Here is an 18,472-nt window from a genome sequence, read left to right as displayed (position 1 = left end):
GTGTTTCTCGGGCTGGACTCGCGGGCGGCACCTGTTTAAACGCTCGCCATGCAGCCCACAGAAACCATTCTCATCCTCGATTTCGGCTCCCAGGTGACGCAGCTGATTGCGCGGCGCGTGCGTGAGGCCGGGGTCTATTCCGAAGTCGTGCCCTTCCATCAGGGCGCCGCCGCCATGGAGCGGCTGCGGCCCAAGGGCATCATCCTCTCCGGTGGCCCGGCCTCGGTGCACGAGGGCGAGAGCCCCCGGGTGCCGGAGGCGATCTTCGCCGCAGGCCTGCCGATCTTCGGCATCTGCTATGGCGAGCAGGCCATCTGCGCCCAGCTCGGCGGTTCGGTGACGCCGTCCGACCACCGCGAGTTCGGCCGCGCCTTCCTCGACGTCAAGCAGGGCTGCGCGCTGTTCGAGGGCGTGTGGGCGCCGGGCGAGCGCCATCAGGTGTGGATGAGCCACGGCGACCGCGTCGACGCGCTGCCGGAAGGCTTCGCGGTGGTGGCGACGTCGGAAGGCGCGCCCTATGCCGCTATCGCCAACGAACTGAAGCGCATCTATGCCGTGCAGTTCCACCCCGAGGTGGTGCACACCCCCGATGGCGCCAAGCTGATCGCCAACTTTGTCCACAACGTGGTCGGCTGCCGGGGCGACTGGACCATGGCGTCGTTCCGCGAGACCAAGAAGGCGGAGATCCGCGCCCAGGTCGGCTCGGGCAAGGTGATCTGCGGCCTGTCCGGCGGCGTCGACTCGGCGGTGGCCGCGGTGCTGATCCACGAGGCGATCGGCGACCAGCTGACCTGCGTGTTCGTCGACCATGGCCTGATGCGGCTGGGCGAGGCCGAGCAGGTGGTCAGCCTGTTCCGCGAGCACTACCACATCCCGCTGGTGCATGTGGATGCCGCCGACCTGTTTCTCGGCGGCCTGGCCGGCGTCACCGACCCCGAGGCCAAGCGCAAGTTCATCGGCAAGACCTTCATCGACGTGTTCGAGGCGGAAGCCAGCAAGATCGGCGGCGCTGCGTTCCTCGCCCAGGGCACGCTCTACCCGGATGTCATCGAGAGCGTCTCCTTCACCGGCGGCCCGTCGGTGACGATCAAGAGCCACCACAATGTCGGCGGCCTGCCCGAGCGCATGAACATGCAGCTCGTCGAGCCGCTGCGCGAGCTGTTCAAGGACGAGGTGCGCGCGCTGGGCCGCGAGCTCGGCCTGCCGGACGTGTTCGTCGGCCGCCACCCCTTCCCGGGGCCGGGTCTGGCCATCCGCATCCCCGGCGAGGTGACGCGCGAGCGCTGCGACATCCTGCGCAAGGCCGACGCCGTTTATCTGGAGGAAATCCGCAAGGCCGGCCTTTATGATGCCATCTGGCAGGCCTTCGCCGTGCTGCTGCCGGTCAAGACGGTCGGCGTGATGGGCGACGGGCGGACCTACGACAGCGTCTGCGCGTTGCGCGCCGTCACCTCGACGGACGGCATGACCGCCGACATCTACCCGTTCGACGCCGCCTTCCTGAGCCGCGTCGCCACCCGCATCGTCAACGAGGTGCGGGGCATCAACCGGGTCGTCTACGACTATACCTCCAAGCCCCCCGGCACCATCGAGTGGGAATGAGCCGTCAGTGAGCGCCGCACGCCATGATCGCGGCGGCATGACCGTGCGGCCGATCCTGCGCTGGCCCGATCCGCTGCTGCGCACCCCTGCTGCCGCAGTGACGACGTTCGACGCCGACCTGCGGGCGCTCGCCGATGATCTGCTGGAGACCATGCGCGCAGCGCCGGGTGTCGGCATCACCGCGCCGCATGTCGGCGTGCTCGCCCGTCTGGTGGTGCTGGAGCTGCCCGACGATCCGCTGGGCGTGCGAGTGTACGTCAATCCGCGCGTGGTGTGGGCCGCCGACGAGCAGGGCCGCCACGAGGAGGGCAGCGTGTCGTTGCCCGGCGTCACCGCCGAGGTGACGCGGCCTTTGTCGGTGCGCATCGCCTACCAGGATCTCGCCGGCACCGCGCATACCCAGGCGGCCGACGGCTTTCTGGCGGTCTGCCTGCAGCACGAGATCGACCAGCTCGACGGCATCTTCTGGACCCAGCGGCTTTCCCGCCTCAAGCGCGACCAGGTGATGCGCCGCTTCGACAAGCTCGCCCGGCAGGGGCAGGCCTGAGCGGACTGGGGCCTGAGCGGACTGGGGCCTGAACAGACTGGTGATCTGGGCGGATCGGCTTACCGGCTCACCAGCGCCAGCACCCGCAGCGGGCTGCCCGAACCGTCGCGGATCTTCAGCGGTGCCGCGACGATGACGGCGCCGGTAGCCGGCAGCCGGTCGAGATTTTCGAGGCACTGCAGGCCATAGCGGCCGGCGCCGTGCAGCAGCGTGTGCGCGGGGTAGGGCGGCTCCAGCAGGTGTGCCTGACCGGCGTCGGTGCCGATGGTCTCGACGCCGAAACCCAGCACGTCGCGCTCCTCGACCAGGTAGCGCACGGCCGCCGTCGACGGCCCCGGCGTGTGGGCACCGTCCTCGCGGCGGTTGGTGTAGGCCTCCACGTCGCGCTTCGACCAGTCGGTGCGCAACAGCACCCAGCTTTTCGCCGGAATGGCGCCGTGCCGCGCTTCCCAGGCCTTGATGTGTTCGACCTCCAGCAGGAAGTCCGGGTCGGCGGCGGCCTCGGCCGAGCAGTCGATCACCACCGCCGGCGCCACGAAGTCGCGCGGCGCCAGCCGGTCGACGCTGTTGTCGGCCAGATCCTTGCCGGTGACCCAGTGGACCGGCGCGTCGAAGTGGGTGCCGGTGTGCTCGCAGACGGTGAAGTTGCTCCAGTACCAGGCGACGCCGCGCTCGTCGTAGCGGGAGATTTCCTGCCGCGAGAAGGGGGCGCACTGGCCGAAGTTGGGTGGCAGCATCAGCACCGGCGTGTCTTCCGAAAGCGTCTGCGTGAGATCGATCACCTCGATCGCGCCCGAGGCGATGGACGCCGCGAAACTGGCCAGCGTGTCTGCGGACGATGCTGTCATCTTGGTCTCCCCTACCTGCCCGATGGCGAAAAGGTGGCCGTTTAAATTTGCAAATGCAAGTAAAACCTCTGACGTCCAGCGCAGGCGGTCGGGGCCGGTATCATGACGTCATGCCAGCAGCAGTTCGTCGTCGTGCGCGGCGGCGAGGAAGGCCACCATGCCGGCGGTCTCCACGCCCTCCGGCAGCAGGTTCGCCGTGATATGGCAAAGATGCAGGCCGGACGGGCAGGCCATGATCGGGATGCCGAGTTCGCGCGCGGTCACCAGCAGGTCGGCCAGCGTGGGAATACCGGCGGCCGCCAGCGGTTCGTCGCCGCGCCACTTGCGGTGCGGCTCCAGCGCCGCCACCGACTCGCCGTGGAAGAACAGCCTGACCGGGCGGCCCATGGCGCCGGCGGCGCAGGCAAGGCTGAGGCCGGCGTGCAGGCGTGCGTGCGCCAGTTCGCTGAACACCAGCGCCAGACCATTCCGGTGCCGGGACTTGGGGTTAGGCGTCGTCATGGCTCATCTCCCGCCACAGGCCGGGCAGCCGGGATCCTTCGGCAGCCCGATGTCCCGCATGCGACTCGCCAGCGCATCATAGAGCAGAAGCCGCCCCGCCATAGAGGGCCCGAAGCCGATAATTTCACGCAGCACTTCCAGCGCCTGCAACGAGCCCATGACGCCGGTGAGCGCGCCCAGCACGCCGGCCTGGGCGCAGGTGCGCTCCTGCCCCGCCGGGGCCTCCGGCAGGAAGCAGCGGTAGCAGGGCTTGTCGGGCTCGTAGCCGCGAAACACCGCCAGCTGGCCCTCGAACGGGCCGACGGCGGCCGAGACCAGCGGCGTGCGCTGGGCCAGGCAGGCATCGGCGACGGCAAAGCGGGTGGCAAAGCTGTCGGAGCCGTCGGCCACCACGTCGTAGCCGGCGATGATCCCGGCGGCGTTGCCGGCGTCCAGCCGCAGCGCATGGCGCACCACGGTGACGTCGGGGTTCAGCCGGGTGAGGGCGTCGGCGGCGCTGTCCACCTTCGGCCGGCCGATGTCCGGCGTGCCGTGCAGCACCTGGCGTTGCAGGTTGGAGAGGTCGACCACATCGTCGTCGACGACGCCCAGCGTGCCGACACCGGCGGCGGCAAGATACTGCAGACAGGGGCTGCCCAGTCCGCCGGCGCCGATCACCAGCACGCGGGCGGCGCGCAGCTTGCGCTGGCCGGTGCCGCCGACCTCGCGCAGCACGATGTGGCGCGCGTAGCGCTCCAGTTGCTCGTCGGTGAGCGTGCTCACACGCCGGTGGAGCCGAAGCCGCCGACGCCACGCCCGGTGGCCGGCAGTTCGCTCACCTCGCGCCACAGGCCGCGTGTCACCGGCGCGATGACCATCTGGGCGATGCGCATGCCGCGGGTGATGGTGATGGGGGCGCCGCCGAGGTTGATCAGGATCGCCTTCACTTCACCGCGATAGTCGCTGTCCACCGTGCCCGGCGCGTTGGCGACGGTCAGGCCCTGCTTCAGCGCCAGGCCGGAGCGCGGGCGGATCTGGGCCTCGAAACCTTCCGGCAGGGCGATGGCCAGCCCCGTGGCCACCGCTTGGCGCTCGCCCGGCGCCAGCACGATGTCGGCGTCGATCGCCGCCAGCAGGTCCATGCCGGCGGCACCCGAGGTCTCGTAGCCCGGCAGCGGCAGGTCGGCGCCATGGGCGAGGCGGGTCACGGCAATTTCCACGTTAGCGGTCGAGAGCATCGGCAATCCGTTCGGCAATGTTGCGGGCGACCGCGCTTTTGGCGAGGGTCGGCCAGGTTTCGACGCCATCCGGCGTCACGAGATGAATGGTGTTGGCATCCCCGCCCATGACGCCGGTCTCCGGCGCCACGTCGTTGGCGACGATCCAGTCGCAGCCCTTTTTCTGCCGCTTGGCCTGGGCGTGCTCGATGACCTTCTCGGTCTCGGCGGCGAAACCCACCACCAGGCGCGGGCGGTTGGTCGCCCGGCACAGCCCGGCCAGAATGTCGGGGTTCTCGATCAGCCGCAGCGCCGGCGGTTCGCCGCCCTGCTTCTTCACCTTCTGCGCCGCCGCCTCGACCCGCCAGTCGGCGACCGCCGCCACGCACACCGCGACATCGGCCGGCAGGGCGGCGGCACAGGCGGCCTCCATGTCCAGCGCGGTCTCGACATCGACGCGGGTGACACCGGCCGGCGCCGCCAGTCCGGTGGGGCCGGACACCAGCGTCACCGTGGCGCCCAGCGCCGCCAGCTCGGCGGCGATGGCATAGCCCTGCTTGCCCGAGGAGCGGTTGGCGATGTAGCGCACCGGGTCGATCGGCTCGTGGGTCGGCCCGGCGGTCACCAGCACGTGCACGCCGGCCAGCCGGGTGCCGCGGCCCAATTGTGCGGCGATGGCCTGCACAATGTCCGGCACTTCCGGCAGCCGGCCGGGGCCGAACTCGCCACACGCCATCGGGCCGGACGCCGGTTCAAGCACTGCCACGCCGTCGGCGCGCAGCTGGGCGATGCTGCGCCGGGTGGCCGGATGCTGCCACATCCGCACGTTCATCGCCGGCACCGCCAGCACCGGCTTGTCGGTGGCCAGCAGCGCCGTCGTCGCCAGGTCGCCGGCGAGACCGGCGGCCATCTTGGCCAGCAGGTCGGCGGTGGCGGGGCAGACCACCAGCAGGTCAGCCAGGCGGCTGAGCTGGATGTGGCCCATCTCGGTCTCGTCCTTGAGGCTGAACAGGTCGGTGAACACCGGCTGCTCGCTCAGCGCGGCCAGCGACATCGGCGTGACGAACTGCGCGCCGCCCTCGGTCAGCACGCAGCGCACCGTGGCGCCGCGCTCGCGCAGCCGGCGGATCAGCTCCAGCGTCTTGTAGGCGGCAATGCCGCCGCCGACGATGAGCAGGATGGATTTGCCCTCGAACATGGCCATGGTCATAGCCTGCCCGCCCTAAAGAAGCCAGCCGAGGCCCAGCCCGGCGGCAAGTCCGCCGGCCAGCGTCAGCAGCCACCACGGGAAGGGTCGCGCCGGGTCTTCCGGCAGCGGCGGCGCCGGCGGGGCCGCGCCGGGGTTGGGGACGCGCGCCATCAGCCGCCGGGCGATGTCCGGCAGGGTGCGCACGTCGCGCACCAGGCGGATCAGCGAGTCGGCGACCCGCGCCTCGGGGCCGAGTTCGTCGCGCATCCACTCGGCGATGAACGGCTCGGCGATCTCCCACATGTTGGCCTCGGGATCGAGGGTGACGGCCAGCCCCTCCACCATCACCAGCGTCTTTTGCAGCAGCAGCAGGTGCGGCTGGGTCTGCATGTCGAACAGCCGGGTGATGGCGAACAGCTGCTCCAGCAGCCGGCCGACCGAAATGTCCTTCACCGGCTTGCCGAGAATGGGGTCGCCCACCGCGCGCAGGGCGGTCGCGAATTCCTCCACCGAATGATGCGCCGGCACATAGCCCGCCTCGAAGTGGATCTCCGCCACGCGGGCGTAATTGCGGGTCAGCAGGCCGTAGAGGATTTCCGCCAGATAGCGCCGGCCCAGCCGGTCGAGCCGGCCCATGATGCCGAAATCCACCACCGCCAGCCGGCCGGCGTCGTCGACGAACAGGTTGCCGTGGTGGAAGTCGGCGTGGAAATAGCCATCGACGATGGCCTGGCGCAGGAACACCGAGACGGCGACCCGGGCGAGTTTGGCGCAATCATGCCCGCTGGCGCGCACGCGCTCGATGTCGGTGAGCGGAATGCCGTCGATCCAGTCGATGGTCAGCACCCGCCGGGTGGTGCGTTCCCAGTCCACCGTCGGCACCCGGTAGTCGGCGATGCCGTCCATCCGGGCGGCCAGCTCGGCGGCGCTGGCGGCTTCCAGCCGCAGGTCGAGCTCGCGGTTGATCCAGTGGCGGAACATCTCGACGACGACGCGCGGCCGCAGCCGGGCCAGCTCGCCGCCCAGTTTCTCGCCCAGCCGCGCCGCCCAGGCGTAGGTGGTGATGGCATCCGCCACCATCGCCTCGACGTCCGGGCGCAGCACCTTCACCGCCACCGTGCGGCCATCGGTGGTCACCGCCTTGTGCACCTGGGCGATGGAGGCCGCGCCCACGGGCGTCGGCTCGATGTGGCTGAAGAACTGCGCGATCGGCCCGCCCAGCTCCCGCTCGATGGTGGCCCTGGCCTGGGAGAAGGGGAAGGGCGGCAGCTTGTCCTGCAACCGCTGCAGGTCGCGCGCGCCCTCGACGCCGATCAGGTCCGGCCGGGTCGCCAGCGCCTGGCCGAGCTTGATCGCCGCCGGGCCGATCGCCTCGAAGGCGTGGGCATAGTGCGGCGTCGCCGGGGTGCGGACGCCCAGCCGGGCCAGCCGGGCGCCCAGCCGCAGCAGCGGCGGCGCGTCGGTGGCGGCCTCGAACGGGCGCAGCACGCCGTGCCGGCCCAGTGTGCGGCCCCAGCGGGCCATGCGCCAGAGGTGGGTGAGGGTGCTCGCCAAGTCAGATCTTCCAGCCGGAATGGATGGCGACCACGCCGCCCAGCAGCAGCTCGTGGCGCACATTGGCGAAGCCGGCCTCGCGAATCATCTGCGCGAAACGCGGCGCGGGCGGGAAGCGGCGGATACTCTCCACCAGATACTGGTAGGCCTCGCGGTCGCGCGCGACGATCTCGCCCAGCCGGGGCACCACCTTCATCGAATACCATTCATAGACGTCGGCCAGGCCGGGCAGCTCGACGTGGCTGAATTCCAGGCAGTAGAAGCGCCCGCCCACCTTGAGCACCCGATGCGCCTCGCGCAGGGCTGCCGGAATGTCGGTGACGTTGCGGATGCCGAAGGCGATCGTATAGGCGTTGAACCGCGCGTCGGCGAAGCTCAGCGTCTCGGCGTTCTGCTCCTGCCATTCCAGTCCGGCGATGTGGCGTTCCTCGGCGCGCTTGCGGCCGACCTCCAGCATGGCGGGGTTGATGTCGGCGACCGTCACCTGGGCCCCGCGCGCGGCCATGCGGAAGGCGATGTCGCCGGTGCCGCCGGCCATGTCGAGAATATGCTCGCCGGCGCGCGGGCGCACCTTGGCGACGAAATGATCCTTCCACAGCCGGTGCAGACCGCCCGACATCAGGTCGTTCATCAGGTCGTAGCGGCTGGCGACGCGGCGGAACACCGAGCCGACCCGCGCGGTCTTCTCTTCGGGGTCGACCCACTGGTAGCCGTAGGAAACCTTGTCGTTCATCTGCCGCCCGCCCTTTTGCGCCCGGTATGCCGCGACCGCGCGTCCGATAAAGCGCCTTCTCTAGAGGAGGCTTGCGAAGCACGCAATTCCACGCCATTGCCGCAGTGTCCGGATGCGCGAGGGATCATGCCTGAACTGCCCGAGGTCGAAACCGTCTGCCGTGGCATGGCCGGCGTGCTGGAAGGGCGACGCATCGCCCGCGTCGAGCTGCGCCGCCCGGATCTGCGCCGGCCGATCCCCGCCGACCTGCCGGCGCGACTCACCGGCGCGCGGGTCACCCATGTCGACCGGCGGGCCAAATACGGCCTCGTCCACACCGACCGCGGTGACGTGGCCATTCTCCACCTCGGCATGTCCGGCCGTATCCGCCTCGATCCGGACGGGGACGAAAAGCACGACCATGTGCTGATCGTCACCGACGACGGCCACCGGCTGGCCTTCAACGACCCACGCCGCTTCGGCAGTCTGGACATCGCCCGCGAGGACGCGCTGGAGGCGCACCCGCTGTTCGCGCATCTGGGGCCGGAGCCGCTGGGCAACGGCTTCAACGCCGCGACGCTGGCCGCCGCGCTGAAGGATCGCCGCAGCCCGATCAAGGCGGCGCTGCTCGACCAGACAGTGGTGGCGGGGTTGGGCAACATCTATGTCTGCGAGGCGTTGCACCAGGCCGGCATCAGCCCGACCCGGCTGGCCGGCAGCCTGACACGGCCGCGGATCGACAAGCTGGTGAGGGCGATTCGCGACGTGCTGGCGCGCGCCATTGCCTCGGGCGGCTCGTCGTTGCGCGATTATGCACAAGTGAATGGTGAACTTGGCTATTTCCAGCACCAGTGGCGGGTTTATGGGCGAGAGGGCGCGCCGTGTCCGGTCTGTGCCACGCCGGTGCGCCGGATGGTGCAGGCGGGTCGCTCGACCTTCTACTGTCCCGTCTGCCAGAAAGCATGAGGCCGACCATGAGGAAGTATCTGCTGTGCCTGTGGCTGCTGGCGGCGGCGCCGCTGATCGACGAGTTCGACCTGCCGCTGATGCCGGGACTCGCCGAGCAGGCCGATGCCCGCATGAGCTTCGACAAGGCCGAGGGGCGAATCGTCGAGACCTTGCTGGAAGGACAGGTGCCGATGCAGGCGGCGATGGACTATTACGCCAGTGCGCTGCCGGGGCTGGGCTGGACGCGCGCCGATGGCGGCCGGATGGCGGATCGCCAGGTCTATGTGCGCGGCAGCGACCGGCTGATCGTTGATTTTGCCCACAAGGCGGGGGTGACCCGGGTCCGGCTGCTGCTGGAGCCGGATGAGCCCCGCCATTAAGAACCATCGGATTCAAGGCCAGATTCAAAGGAGGACCCAATGAGCTACAACACCCTGATCGTCGAGACCCATGGCGCGGTGGGCCTGATCCGCATGAACCGCCCCGAGGCGCTCAACGCGCTGTCATTCGAGCTGACGTCCGAACTGACCGAGGCGCTCAAGGCGCTGGATGCCGACGATGCCATCGGCTGCATCGTGCTCACCGGCTCGGAAAAGGCCTTCGCGGCCGGTGCCGACATCAAGGAGATGGCGACCAAGAACTTCTCCGACGTCTATCTGGAGGACTTCATCACCGCCACGTGGGAGCAGCTCACCCGCACCCGCAAGCCGGTGATCGCGGCAGTGAACGGCTATGCGCTGGGCGGCGGCTGCGAGTTCGCCATGATGTGCGACATGATGTTCGTCGGCGAGAAGGCGAAGTTCGCCCAGCCGGAGATCAAGCTCGGCGTCACCCCGGGCGCCGGCGGCACCCAGCGGCTGACCCGGTTCATCGGCAAGGCCAAGGCGATGGACATGAACCTGACCGGCCGGATGATCGACGCCGACGAGGCGGTGGCCTGCGGCCTGGCCTCGCGCAAGTTCCCCGTCGAAACGCTGGTGGAGGAAACACTGAAGGTCGCCGCCGAGATCGCCGCCTATTCGCGGCCCACCGTGCTGGCGGTCAAGGAGGCGGTCAATCGCTCCTACGAGACGACGCTGGCCGAAGGCGTGCGCTTCGAGCGCCGGCTGTTCCACGGGATGTTCGGCACCGAGGACCAGAAGGAAGGCATGGCCGCCTTCATCGAGAAGCGGCCGGCGAACTTCAAGAACCGCTGACATCAGTTGACCGGGAGCGCGGCTTCTGCCATAAGCCGCGCTCTCGCGTCGGGCTCTGTCCGGCGCCGTGGGTTATTATTGGCTTCAAGGACCGAACATGGCCAACTCTCCGCAGGCGCGCAAGCGCATCCGCCGCAACGACCGTCGCGCCGACATCAACAAGGCGCGCGTCAGCCGCATCCGTACCTTCGTGAAGAAGGTCGAGTCCGCTCTCGCCGCGGGTCAGAAGGATGTTGCCGAGTCGGCGCTGAAGGCGGCGACGCCGGAACTGCAGCGTGGCGTCAGCAAGGGCGTGCTGCACAAGAACACCGTCGCCCGCAAGATTTCCCGCCTGACCGCCCGCCTGCGCGCGCTGGCGTAAGGACGCGCGCCAGGCTGGCGTGCCGGCCGGGACCAAGGCCCCGTTTTCGTTGGAAGCGGGGCCTTTTGCATGCCTCCGCCCCGCCCTGACGGGGCGCGAATCGACCTGTCACGGGTCTGCAAAAAAATCATCATCTTAGGCGTCTGGCGGCCGCTCCGCCGTGGTGAGTGTCAATCAATTTATTTGCCGACGCGAGTAATCCTTGGCCTTGTTCACCACCAGTCCGCTGGCTAGACTCCCGGACACTCAAGATTTCATTCAGTCCATCTTCGTAAAGTTACAGAAAAAGATGAAAACGGCGACGCTTTCGACTGTATTTTACGTTAATCGGGCGACACCTCCTTGGTGTCGGTCAGGATTGAGTTGAGATTCTGACCGCCGTTGTCTCCGGCACTTGGGACAGATTTTCACGTGACGAATTGGCTGTAGCGATCCCGCTTCGGAGGGGTCACCGGGCATTTGGTCGGCGTTACGGCGGCGGATCGCGCAGGGGCGGCGCGGCTGATCGCCCAGACCGCTTGAAGACTGCTGTGTGAGGGGCTGAATGACTGGGGAAATGCGAGCGCCGGCGGCACCGATCACTGACCCGTGGCAGACGATTCGCAGCGTGCTGCGGGCGGAGTTCGGCGAGCGGACGTTCGAGAGCTGGCTCAAGCCGCTGTCGCTGGTGCGCGTGGATGGCGACGAGGTGGTGCTCGGTCTGCCTACCCACTTCATGTGTGACTGGGTGAAGAATCACTTCGCCGAACGCCTGCGCGCGTTGTGGGCATGTCATGCCCCGGGCGTGCGGTCGCTGCGCCTGATCGTCACCCAGGCCGCGCGCGCCGAGTCGGCGCCGTTGCTCACGGTTGTCCCCTCTACCCCGGCCATCGACACCGGCGATGACGCCGAACTGGGCGCGCGCCTTGAGGAACGCTTCACCTTTGATCGCTTCGTTGTCGGCAAGTCCAACGAGTTCGCCTACAACGCCGCCCGCCGCATGGCCGAGGGCGGGCCGCTCAATTTCAATCCGCTTTTCCTCCACGGTGGTGTCGGGCTCGGCAAGACCCACCTGATGCACGCCATTGGCTGGGCGGTGCGTCAGGCCAAGGCGGACGCCAAGGTCGTCTATCTGTCGGCGGAAAAATTCATGGTCGCCTTCCTGGCGGCGCTGCGCCACAAGGACACCATCTCCTTCAAGCAGCGGTTTCGCAGCGTCGACGTGCTGATGATCGACGACGTGCAGTTCATCGCCGGCAAGGAATCGACCCAGGAAGAGTTCTTCCACACCATGAATGCGCTGATCGAGGACGGCAAGCGGCTGGTGATCTCCGCCGACCGCAGCCCCTATGATCTGGAAGGCATCGAGGAGCGGGTGCGCTCGCGCCTGCAGTGGGGTCTGGTCGCCGACATCAACCCGACCGACTACGAGCTGCGGCTGAACATCCTGCATGCCAAGTCGGAGGCGATGCCGGGTGTCACCATGCCGGCCGACGTGCTGGATTTCCTGGCGCGGCGAATCACCTCCAACGTCCGCGAGCTGGAAGGCGCGCTCAATCGCGTGGCGGCGCACGCCTCGCTGATCGGCCACCCGATCACGCTGGACTTCGCCCGTCAGGTGCTGGCCGATGTGCTGCGCGCCAACGACCGCAAGATCACCATCGACGACATCCAGCGCAAGGTGGCGGATTATTACAAGCTGAAGCTGGCCGATCTGCTGTCGGCCCGGCGGGCCCGCGACATCGCCCGGCCGCGTCAGGTCGCCATGTATCTCGCCAAGCGCTACACGCCGCGCTCGCTGCCGGAGATCGGCCGCAAGTTCGGTGGCCGCGACCACACCACGGTGATGCACGCGGTCAAGCGCATCGAGGAACTGAAGTCGACCGACAGCGAGCTGGAGGCCGACATCGACCGGCTGTCGCGGCTGATCGACGGCTGAAGCATCGGGGGCAGGGCATGAGCGTGTCTTCACCCCCCGCGCCACCCGTCGCCGCCGTGCGGGATGTGCCGCTGCTCCAGCGCGGTGTGCTGCTGGCCTCCGTCCTCGGTGGGCTGGCCTACCTGCTGTTCATTCCCGCCGGTCACATTCCGGCCCAAGCCTGGATAAAGGGCAGTGGCGTCGGCCTGCTGACCCTGTTCGCGCTGCTGGGCCTTGTGTCATCGGCGCGCGCGCGCCTTGATCGCCTGCTGCTGGTGCTGGGGCTCGCCTTGTGCACCGGCGGCGACGTACTGCTGGTGGTGGTGCCGGGGTTGGCGGCGGGGCTGGGCAGTTTCCTCGTCGGTCACCTGTTTCTCATCGCGCTGTTCCGGCGCCATCGCGGCCAGCCGCTGGCCGGCTGGCGTCGCGGCCTGCTGGTGCTGGTGCTGACGCTGGCCGTCGTCGGCCTGGTGCTGGTGGCGCCACGCGCCGGCGACCTGATGATTCCGGTGGTCGTTTATACGCTGGTGCTCACGGCCATGGCGGTGACGGCGATGGGCAGCCGGCTGCACGCGTGGCTTGTCGGCGTCGGTGGGGTGCTGTTCGTCATTTCCGATTCCATTCTCAGTCTGCGTGTGTTCGGCCTGCTGCCATCGGGGCTCGGGGTGCTGCCAGGGCTTGCGGTGTGGGCGACCTATTATCTGGCGATGCTGGCGATCGCGCTGGGGGCCTCGCGCGGGCTCGACCGCGCAAGCTGACGACGCGCGGGCTCGACCGCGCAAGCTGACGACGCGCGGGCTCGACCGCGCCGGCTGAGCTGCGTATAGCCGAAAGCGTGGATGCCCTGTTCGCCCGATTGCCGGCTCATGCGCGCGGCCCCGCCTACATGGTGGTGTCCTGTCTGGCGTTCGCCAGCATGTGGGGGGCGATCCGCTGGGCCAGCGAGACGCTCAATCCGTTCATCATCGTGTTCTATCGCAACCTGCTGGGTTCGTTGCTGATCATGCCGATGCTGGTGTCGGGTCGCGGCGCCATGCTCAAGACGGCGCGGCTGGGGACGCATGTCCGCCGGGCGACGTCGGGCGTGGTGGCGACCTTCGCCACCTTTTACGCGATATCCCATGCGCCGCTGGCCACCGCGATGGCGATCAGCAATACCACGCCGCTCATCGCCACCCTGGGGGCCGCCCTGTTTCTTGGCGAGCGGTTGCGCTGGCGGCGGACAACCGCGCTGGTCATCGGCTTTGTCGGCATGCTGGTCGTGGTGCGTCCGGGCCAGTTGCCGATGACGCCCGGTATCCTCGCGGCGATGGTGGCGGCCATCGCCACTGCCTTCTCGATCGTCGCCATCAAGGAACTGACCCGCACGGAAAGTCCGCGTTCGGTGGTGGCCTTTTCCTTCCTGCTGATGTTGCCGCCATCGCTGCTGGCCGCCCTGCCATTCTGGCGGTGGCCGACAGTGCCGGAGCTTGGCATCCTGCTATTGATCGCCAGTCTTGCCACCCTTGGCCAGTCGACTCTGGTTCGCGCGTTTCAACATGCCGAGGCGACCGCCGTGCTGCCTTATGATTTCGTCCGCTTTGGCACGGTGGTGCTGATCGGCGCGCTGGCGTTTGGCGAGCCGATTGACGGATATACGCTGCTGGGCGGCAGCCTCATTCTCATCGTCACCATCTATCTGGCGCACCGCGAGGCGGTTGCCGCCCGTGTCGTCAAACCGGCGAGCAGTCCGCGCGATGCCTGAGCGTCCCGCCTTCTGGTCCCGCGTGCGCGGCTGGTTTGGCCGGCGTGCGCCAGCGCGACCTGACGCGGGGGGCGGTCCGTCGCAGCCGATGCTGGTGTTCACCGACACCCATCTGGTGCTGGCCTGGCCCGAACGCGGCGAGGAGGCTCTGGCCTGGGACGACATCGACCAGATCGCGCTGCGCACCAGTGACGGCCGGTCGTCGATGGATGGGATGCATATCTATGTCATCGGCGGCCGTCAGCGGCTGGTGGTGCCGTCGGGGATGGCGGGCGGGCGCGATCTGCTGGCGCTCATCGAAACGCTGGAGACCCGCGACGTGACCGCCCTGGACGCCGCCCGTGCCGCCACTGGTGACGGCTGGTATGTGGTCTGGCGGCGTAACAGTTGTTGAAAGCAAGCGGATCTGGGCGCTTATAGTCGCAACTCAGACGGATCGAACGTCCGATGGTCGCAAGATGCGCGATCGTTCATTCTTCGTTAATGGTTGCATGGGGAAGAATAATCTTGCTATGCGGCGCTCCTCTTTGGCGAGAGGATGGTCATATTTTCTTGTTTTCTGGTTGCAGGTGAGGGGTCGAATGCGACTGGTGGCGATGTTACCTATTCTGTGCGCGGTTATGGTCGGTTCGGTGCAGGCGCAGGGTGCGCATGGTTCCGTGAGTGCCGCCGGGACGCCCAGCATCAATATGCTGTTGCACCAGTCACCGCAGTTCTCGACGATGAGCCGGCTGGTCGATGCCTCGGGACTGGCCATCATGTTCAATGGTCGCGGACCCTTCCTGCTGTTCGCGCCGACCGACGCGGCATTCGCCCGTCAGTCCCCCGCACTGGTGAACGATCTGCTGCTGCCCGAGAACAAGTCGAAACTGATGGCCTTCGTGGTCAGCCATGTGTTGCCGGGAGCGGTCGACGTACGGTCGCCCCGCCAGACTGCGCTCGGCATGACCCTGGGGGGTACCCATGTCAGTTTCGATCCCGCTGACGGCGGCCGGGTCAACGGCGCACCCCTGTCCGGTTCGGCGATCCTGGTCGCCAACGGCGTGGTGCAGCCGATCGACGCGGTGATCGGGCGCCCCTGAACGGCCAGGGTGGCTGACCGCTTGTCCAACGGCTGATTGACTCGCGGCCCTCTCCTGCGTATCGCGCAGGCCCAGACCCTGAACGCTCCTGGTTGTCGCGACCGAAAGCGATCAGGCTATAGCCGTGTCGTTGGTCGACCGACCGCGCCAGCTCCCGAGAGGCCTTATCGTCATGTCCAGCCCTGCCGGCCATCCCTCGGCGAACCGCCGCACGTTCGCCGTGATCTCCCACCCCGACGCCGGCAAGACCACGCTGACGGAAAAGCTGCTGCTGATGGGCGGCGCCATCCAGCTGGCCGGCGAGGTCAAGGCCAAGCGCAACCGCACCCACACCCGCTCCGACTGGATGGGCATCGAGCGCGAGCGCGGCATTTCCGTCGTCACCTCGGTGATGACGTTCGAATATGGCGGTTGCGTCTTCAACCTGCTCGACACGCCGGGCCACGAGGACTTCTCGGAAGACACCTACCGGACCCTGACCGCGGTCGACAGCGCGGTGATGGTGATCGACGCCGCCAAGGGCATCGAGGCGCGGACCCGCAAGCTGTTCGAGGTCTGCCGGCTGCGCAACATCCCCATCATCACCTTCATCAACAAGCTGGACCGCGAGGCCCGGGCGCCGTTCGAGCTGCTGGACGAGATCGAGAGCGTGCTCCAGCTCGACATCGCGCCGATGACCTGGCCGCTGGGCAGCGGCCGCAGTTTCGCCGGCACCTACGACATCCGCCGCCGGCAGGTGCGCCGGCTCGATGTCGAGGGCGCGCCGACCCCGGTCGCCGGGCCGGAGGATCCGCTGATCGACAGCCTGCTCCCCGAGCCGGGCGCGGCGGACGCCTGGCGCGAGGAAGTGATGCTCGCCCAGGAGGCCTACCAGACCTTCGATCTCGCCCGCTTCCGCCATGGCGACCAGACGCCGGTGTTCTTCGGCTCCGCCCTGCGCAACTTCGGCGTCACCGACCTGATCGACGGCCTGGCCGAATTCGCGCCCAGCCCGCGGCCGCAGGAAACGGCGGCGCGCGAGGTCAGGGCGGAGGAGCCGGCGATGGCCGGCTTCGTGTTCAAGATCCAGGCCAACATGGACCCCAATCACCGCGACCGCATGGCCTTCTTCCGGGTCTGTTCGGGCAGGCTGACGCGCGGCATGAAGGCGCGGCTGGTGCGGACCGGCAAGCCGATGAGCCTGAACACGCCGCAGTTTTTCTTCGCCCAGGATCGCAGCCTCGCCGAGGAGGCCTACGCTGGCGACGTGGTCGGCATCCCCAACCACGGCACCTTGCGCATTGGCGATACGCTCACCGAAGGCGAGAACCTGGTGTTCCGCGGCGTGCCCAGCTTCGCGCCGGAAATCCTGCGCCGCATCAAGCTCTCCGACGCCATGAAGGCCAAGAAGCTGCGCGAGGCGCTGCAGCAGATGGCCGAGGAAGGCGTGGTGCAGCTGTTCGTGCCGCGCGATGGCTCCGGCGCCATGGTCGGCGTTGTCGGCGCGCTGCAGCTCGACGTGCTGGCCGAGCGGCTGAAGGGTGAATACGGCCTCGATGTCAGCTACGAGACCTCGCGCTTCTCGCTGTGCCGCTGGATCGAGGCGGACGACAAGGCGGAGCTGGAGCGCTTCATCGACAGCCATGGCTCATCGATCGCCGACGATCTCGACGGTGCGCCGGTGTTTCTCGCTGAAAGCGCCTTCTCGCTGCGCTACGACGCCGACCGCTGGCCGGACATCCGCTTCGCCGACGTGAAGGACTATCAGCGGCAGGTGGAACCGGCCTGAGCAGAAGGCGCCGGACTCCCGGGCGAGCTTGTCGCGCCGGGTCAGTGGGTGGTGGCGCGGTCGGATCGGCTGAGGTCGAGTGCCACCCGTTCCGGCGGCAGCGCGCAGGTTATGGTGGTGCCCTGGCCCTGTTCGGTGTCGATACGGACCGTACCGCCGTGCAGCTCGATGTAGCGGCGCACCAGCGCCAGTCCGACGCCGGGGCCGGCCAGCGGGTCGGCGCGCTCCACCGAGCGCACGCGCGGGAAGGGGCGGAAGGCCTGACCCAGTTCCTCGCGGGCGAAGCCGCGACCGGTGTCGGCGACGCGGATCAGCAGCCGGCCATCGTTGGTGACGGAGGAGGACACGCGCACCTCGCCGTCCGCCGGGGTGAAGGACAGGCCATTGGCCAGCAGATGCACCAGCGCGCGGCGCAGCTTGGCGCGGTCGCCGCGCATCAGCACCGGCTCGACGGCGATCTCGGCGACCCGGGCGTTGGTCCGCCGGGCGCTCTCGCGTGCTTCCGGCAGGGCGTCCGCCACCACCTCGGAGAGGTCGAACAGGCTTTCGTCGAGTGCCAGGTCGCCGGTGTCGGCGCGGGCGAGGTCCAGCAGGTCGTTGAGCAGCTTCAGCAGCCGTTGACCAGCGCCGTGGATGTCGTTGGCGTAGCTGCGGTAGCGATCGTGGCCGAGCGCGCCGAATAGCTCCATCACCATTGCCTCGGAGAAGCCGAGCACGGTGTTGAGCGGCGTGCGCAGCTCGTGGCTGAGGTGCGAGAGGAAGCGCCCGCGCATCACCTCGACCACCGTCTCCATCGCCTCCGGCCCCAGCGTTCGGGGCGGCGCGGCGTCGCGGAAGGTGGCAAGCCAGGCGATCTCGCCGTCCCACACGGTGGAGGCGATGTTGCATTGCAGGTCGATGCGCCGGCCGCTGGCAAGGTCGAGGCTGACCGGGCCGGATTTGGTCGACCGCAGCGGCAGCAGGAACGGCGCGCCCACCAGGTCGCCGGCGGCGGCCTCGAACAGGCGGTCGGCGGAGGGGTTGGCGAAGCGCACCCGGTTGGTGGCATCCACCACGACCACGGCGTCGTCCATCATGTAGGCGAGCGAATAGAAACGCGCGTCGGCCACGGCCGCCAGATTCTGCGCCAGAGCATCGCTTGCGTCGGACATGGCCCGGGTCGATCCTTCCCTGTGTGCGCCTGCCGCGCACGCGTAAACGAAGGTTAACGCTTTCTTAAGAGCAGAATCAATCGTCTGTATGTGTCGGGTATCAATTTTGCGCGCATGCCGATCAGCCGTCGGGGTCGCGCGACAGGGTATCCGTCCCGCCGGGAGGACCGCGGGGG

Annotated in this window: 20 protein-coding genes; 12 read left to right on the top strand and 8 right to left on the bottom strand. The window is 68.4% G+C overall.

Going from position 1 to position 18,472, the window contains the following annotated elements; all coding sequences use genetic code 11:
• Window positions 1-48: 48 nt before the first annotated feature.
• Window positions 49-1,602 carry a glutamine-hydrolyzing GMP synthase gene (gene guaA, locus ABU113_RS07455; protein WP_454558874.1) on the top strand — a complete coding sequence of 518 codons (1,554 nt, stop codon included), beginning with the start codon at window positions 49-51 and terminating at the stop codon, window positions 1,600-1,602.
• Between the two features lie 7 nt (window positions 1,603-1,609).
• Window positions 1,610-2,149, top strand: a complete 540-nt coding sequence (locus ABU113_RS07450; RefSeq protein WP_454558873.1) for a peptide deformylase — start codon at window positions 1,610-1,612, stop codon at window positions 2,147-2,149.
• 59 nt (window positions 2,150-2,208) lie between these two features.
• Here the strand turns inward: ABU113_RS07450 and ABU113_RS07445 are convergent, their stop codons facing one another.
• The 7 genes from ABU113_RS07445 to ubiE all read right to left on the bottom strand — a co-directional run bounded on the left by ABU113_RS07445 (window position 2,209) and on the right by ubiE (window position 8,170).
• Entirely contained in the window at window positions 2,209-2,997 is a 789-nt protein-coding gene (locus ABU113_RS07445) for a cyclase family protein (protein WP_454558872.1), read from the bottom strand.
• Window positions 2,998-3,105: 108 nt separating this feature from the next.
• A complete protein-coding gene (locus ABU113_RS07440) occupies window positions 3,106-3,498 on the bottom strand; it encodes a DsrE family protein (protein ID WP_454558871.1) in 393 nt (130 codons plus the stop codon).
• Between the two features lie 3 nt (window positions 3,499-3,501).
• Window positions 3,502-4,260 (bottom strand): HesA/MoeB/ThiF family protein, encoded by a 759-nt coding sequence (locus ABU113_RS07435; RefSeq protein ID WP_454558870.1) that lies wholly within the window; start codon window positions 4,258-4,260, stop codon window positions 3,502-3,504.
• On the bottom strand, window positions 4,257-4,715 hold the full coding sequence (gene dut, locus ABU113_RS07430) for a dUTP diphosphatase (RefSeq protein WP_454558869.1): 459 nt from the start codon (window positions 4,713-4,715) through the stop codon (window positions 4,257-4,259). Before dut ends, ABU113_RS07435 begins: the two co-directional genes overlap by 4 nt.
• Window positions 4,699-5,904: a bifunctional phosphopantothenoylcysteine decarboxylase/phosphopantothenate--cysteine ligase CoaBC gene (coaBC, locus tag ABU113_RS07425; RefSeq protein WP_454558868.1), complete on the bottom strand. Its 1,206-nt coding sequence runs from the start codon at window positions 5,902-5,904 to the stop codon at window positions 4,699-4,701. The genes dut and coaBC overlap by 17 nt, the downstream gene beginning before the upstream one ends.
• Window positions 5,905-5,916: 12 nt before the next feature.
• Window positions 5,917-7,437, bottom strand: a complete 1,521-nt coding sequence (ubiB, locus tag ABU113_RS07420) for a 2-polyprenylphenol 6-hydroxylase (protein ID WP_454558867.1) — start codon at window positions 7,435-7,437, stop codon at window positions 5,917-5,919.
• 1 nt (window position 7,438) lies between these two features.
• Window positions 7,439-8,170: a bifunctional demethylmenaquinone methyltransferase/2-methoxy-6-polyprenyl-1,4-benzoquinol methylase UbiE gene (ubiE, locus tag ABU113_RS07415; RefSeq protein WP_454558866.1), complete on the bottom strand. Its 732-nt coding sequence runs from the start codon at window positions 8,168-8,170 to the stop codon at window positions 7,439-7,441.
• A 126-nt stretch (window positions 8,171-8,296) separates the two neighbouring features.
• On the opposite strand from ubiE, the gene mutM reads away from it, so the two are divergent.
• The 10 genes from mutM to ABU113_RS07365 all read left to right on the top strand — a co-directional run bounded on the left by mutM (window position 8,297) and on the right by ABU113_RS07365 (window position 17,145).
• The gene (gene mutM / locus ABU113_RS07410) at window positions 8,297-9,115 is read left to right on the top strand and encodes a bifunctional DNA-formamidopyrimidine glycosylase/DNA-(apurinic or apyrimidinic site) lyase (protein WP_454558865.1); all 819 of its coding nucleotides are present in this window, start codon (window positions 8,297-8,299) and stop codon (window positions 9,113-9,115) included.
• An 8-nt stretch (window positions 9,116-9,123) separates the two neighbouring features.
• On the top strand, window positions 9,124-9,477 hold the full coding sequence (locus ABU113_RS07405) for a hypothetical protein (protein WP_454558864.1): 354 nt from the start codon (window positions 9,124-9,126) through the stop codon (window positions 9,475-9,477).
• 39 nt (window positions 9,478-9,516) lie between these two features.
• Window positions 9,517-10,293, top strand: a complete 777-nt coding sequence (locus ABU113_RS07400; protein ID WP_454558863.1) for an enoyl-CoA hydratase — start codon at window positions 9,517-9,519, stop codon at window positions 10,291-10,293.
• A 97-nt stretch (window positions 10,294-10,390) separates the two neighbouring features.
• Window positions 10,391-10,654 carry a 30S ribosomal protein S20 gene (gene rpsT / locus ABU113_RS07395; RefSeq protein WP_454558862.1) on the top strand — a complete coding sequence of 88 codons (264 nt, stop codon included), beginning with the start codon at window positions 10,391-10,393 and terminating at the stop codon, window positions 10,652-10,654.
• 544 nt (window positions 10,655-11,198) lie between these two features.
• Window positions 11,199-12,572, top strand: a complete 1,374-nt coding sequence (gene dnaA, locus ABU113_RS07390; RefSeq protein WP_454558861.1) for a chromosomal replication initiator protein DnaA — start codon at window positions 11,199-11,201, stop codon at window positions 12,570-12,572.
• A gap of 17 nt (window positions 12,573-12,589) precedes the next feature.
• A complete protein-coding gene (locus ABU113_RS07385) occupies window positions 12,590-13,309 on the top strand; it encodes a lysoplasmalogenase family protein (RefSeq protein WP_454558860.1) in 720 nt (239 codons plus the stop codon).
• A gap of 77 nt (window positions 13,310-13,386) precedes the next feature.
• Window positions 13,387-14,295, top strand: coding sequence for a DMT family transporter (locus tag ABU113_RS07380; RefSeq protein WP_454558859.1), 909 nt, complete (start codon window positions 13,387-13,389; stop codon window positions 14,293-14,295).
• Window positions 14,288-14,689: a hypothetical protein gene (locus ABU113_RS07375; protein ID WP_454558858.1), complete on the top strand. Its 402-nt coding sequence runs from the start codon at window positions 14,288-14,290 to the stop codon at window positions 14,687-14,689. The genes ABU113_RS07380 and ABU113_RS07375 overlap by 8 nt, the downstream gene beginning before the upstream one ends.
• Window positions 14,690-14,954: 265 nt before the next feature.
• The gene (locus ABU113_RS07370; RefSeq protein ID WP_454558857.1) at window positions 14,955-15,377 is read left to right on the top strand and encodes a fasciclin domain-containing protein; all 423 of its coding nucleotides are present in this window, start codon (window positions 14,955-14,957) and stop codon (window positions 15,375-15,377) included.
• A gap of 172 nt (window positions 15,378-15,549) precedes the next feature.
• Window positions 15,550-17,145: a peptide chain release factor 3 gene (locus tag ABU113_RS07365; RefSeq protein WP_454558856.1), complete on the top strand. Its 1,596-nt coding sequence runs from the start codon at window positions 15,550-15,552 to the stop codon at window positions 17,143-17,145.
• A 41-nt stretch (window positions 17,146-17,186) separates the two neighbouring features.
• Here the strand turns inward: ABU113_RS07365 and ABU113_RS07360 are convergent, their stop codons facing one another.
• The gene (locus ABU113_RS07360; protein ID WP_454558855.1) at window positions 17,187-18,296 is read right to left on the bottom strand and encodes an ATP-binding protein; all 1,110 of its coding nucleotides are present in this window, start codon (window positions 18,294-18,296) and stop codon (window positions 17,187-17,189) included.
• Window positions 18,297-18,472 lie beyond the last annotated feature (176 nt).

The sequence above is a fragment of the Parapedomonas caeni genome, assembly GCF_041060555.1.
Classification (GTDB): Bacteria; Pseudomonadota; Alphaproteobacteria; order Sphingomonadales; family Sphingomonadaceae; genus CAUJIW01.
The sequence above is the reverse complement of the archived record's forward strand: the minus strand, read 5'-3'. Positions and strand labels throughout refer to the sequence as shown.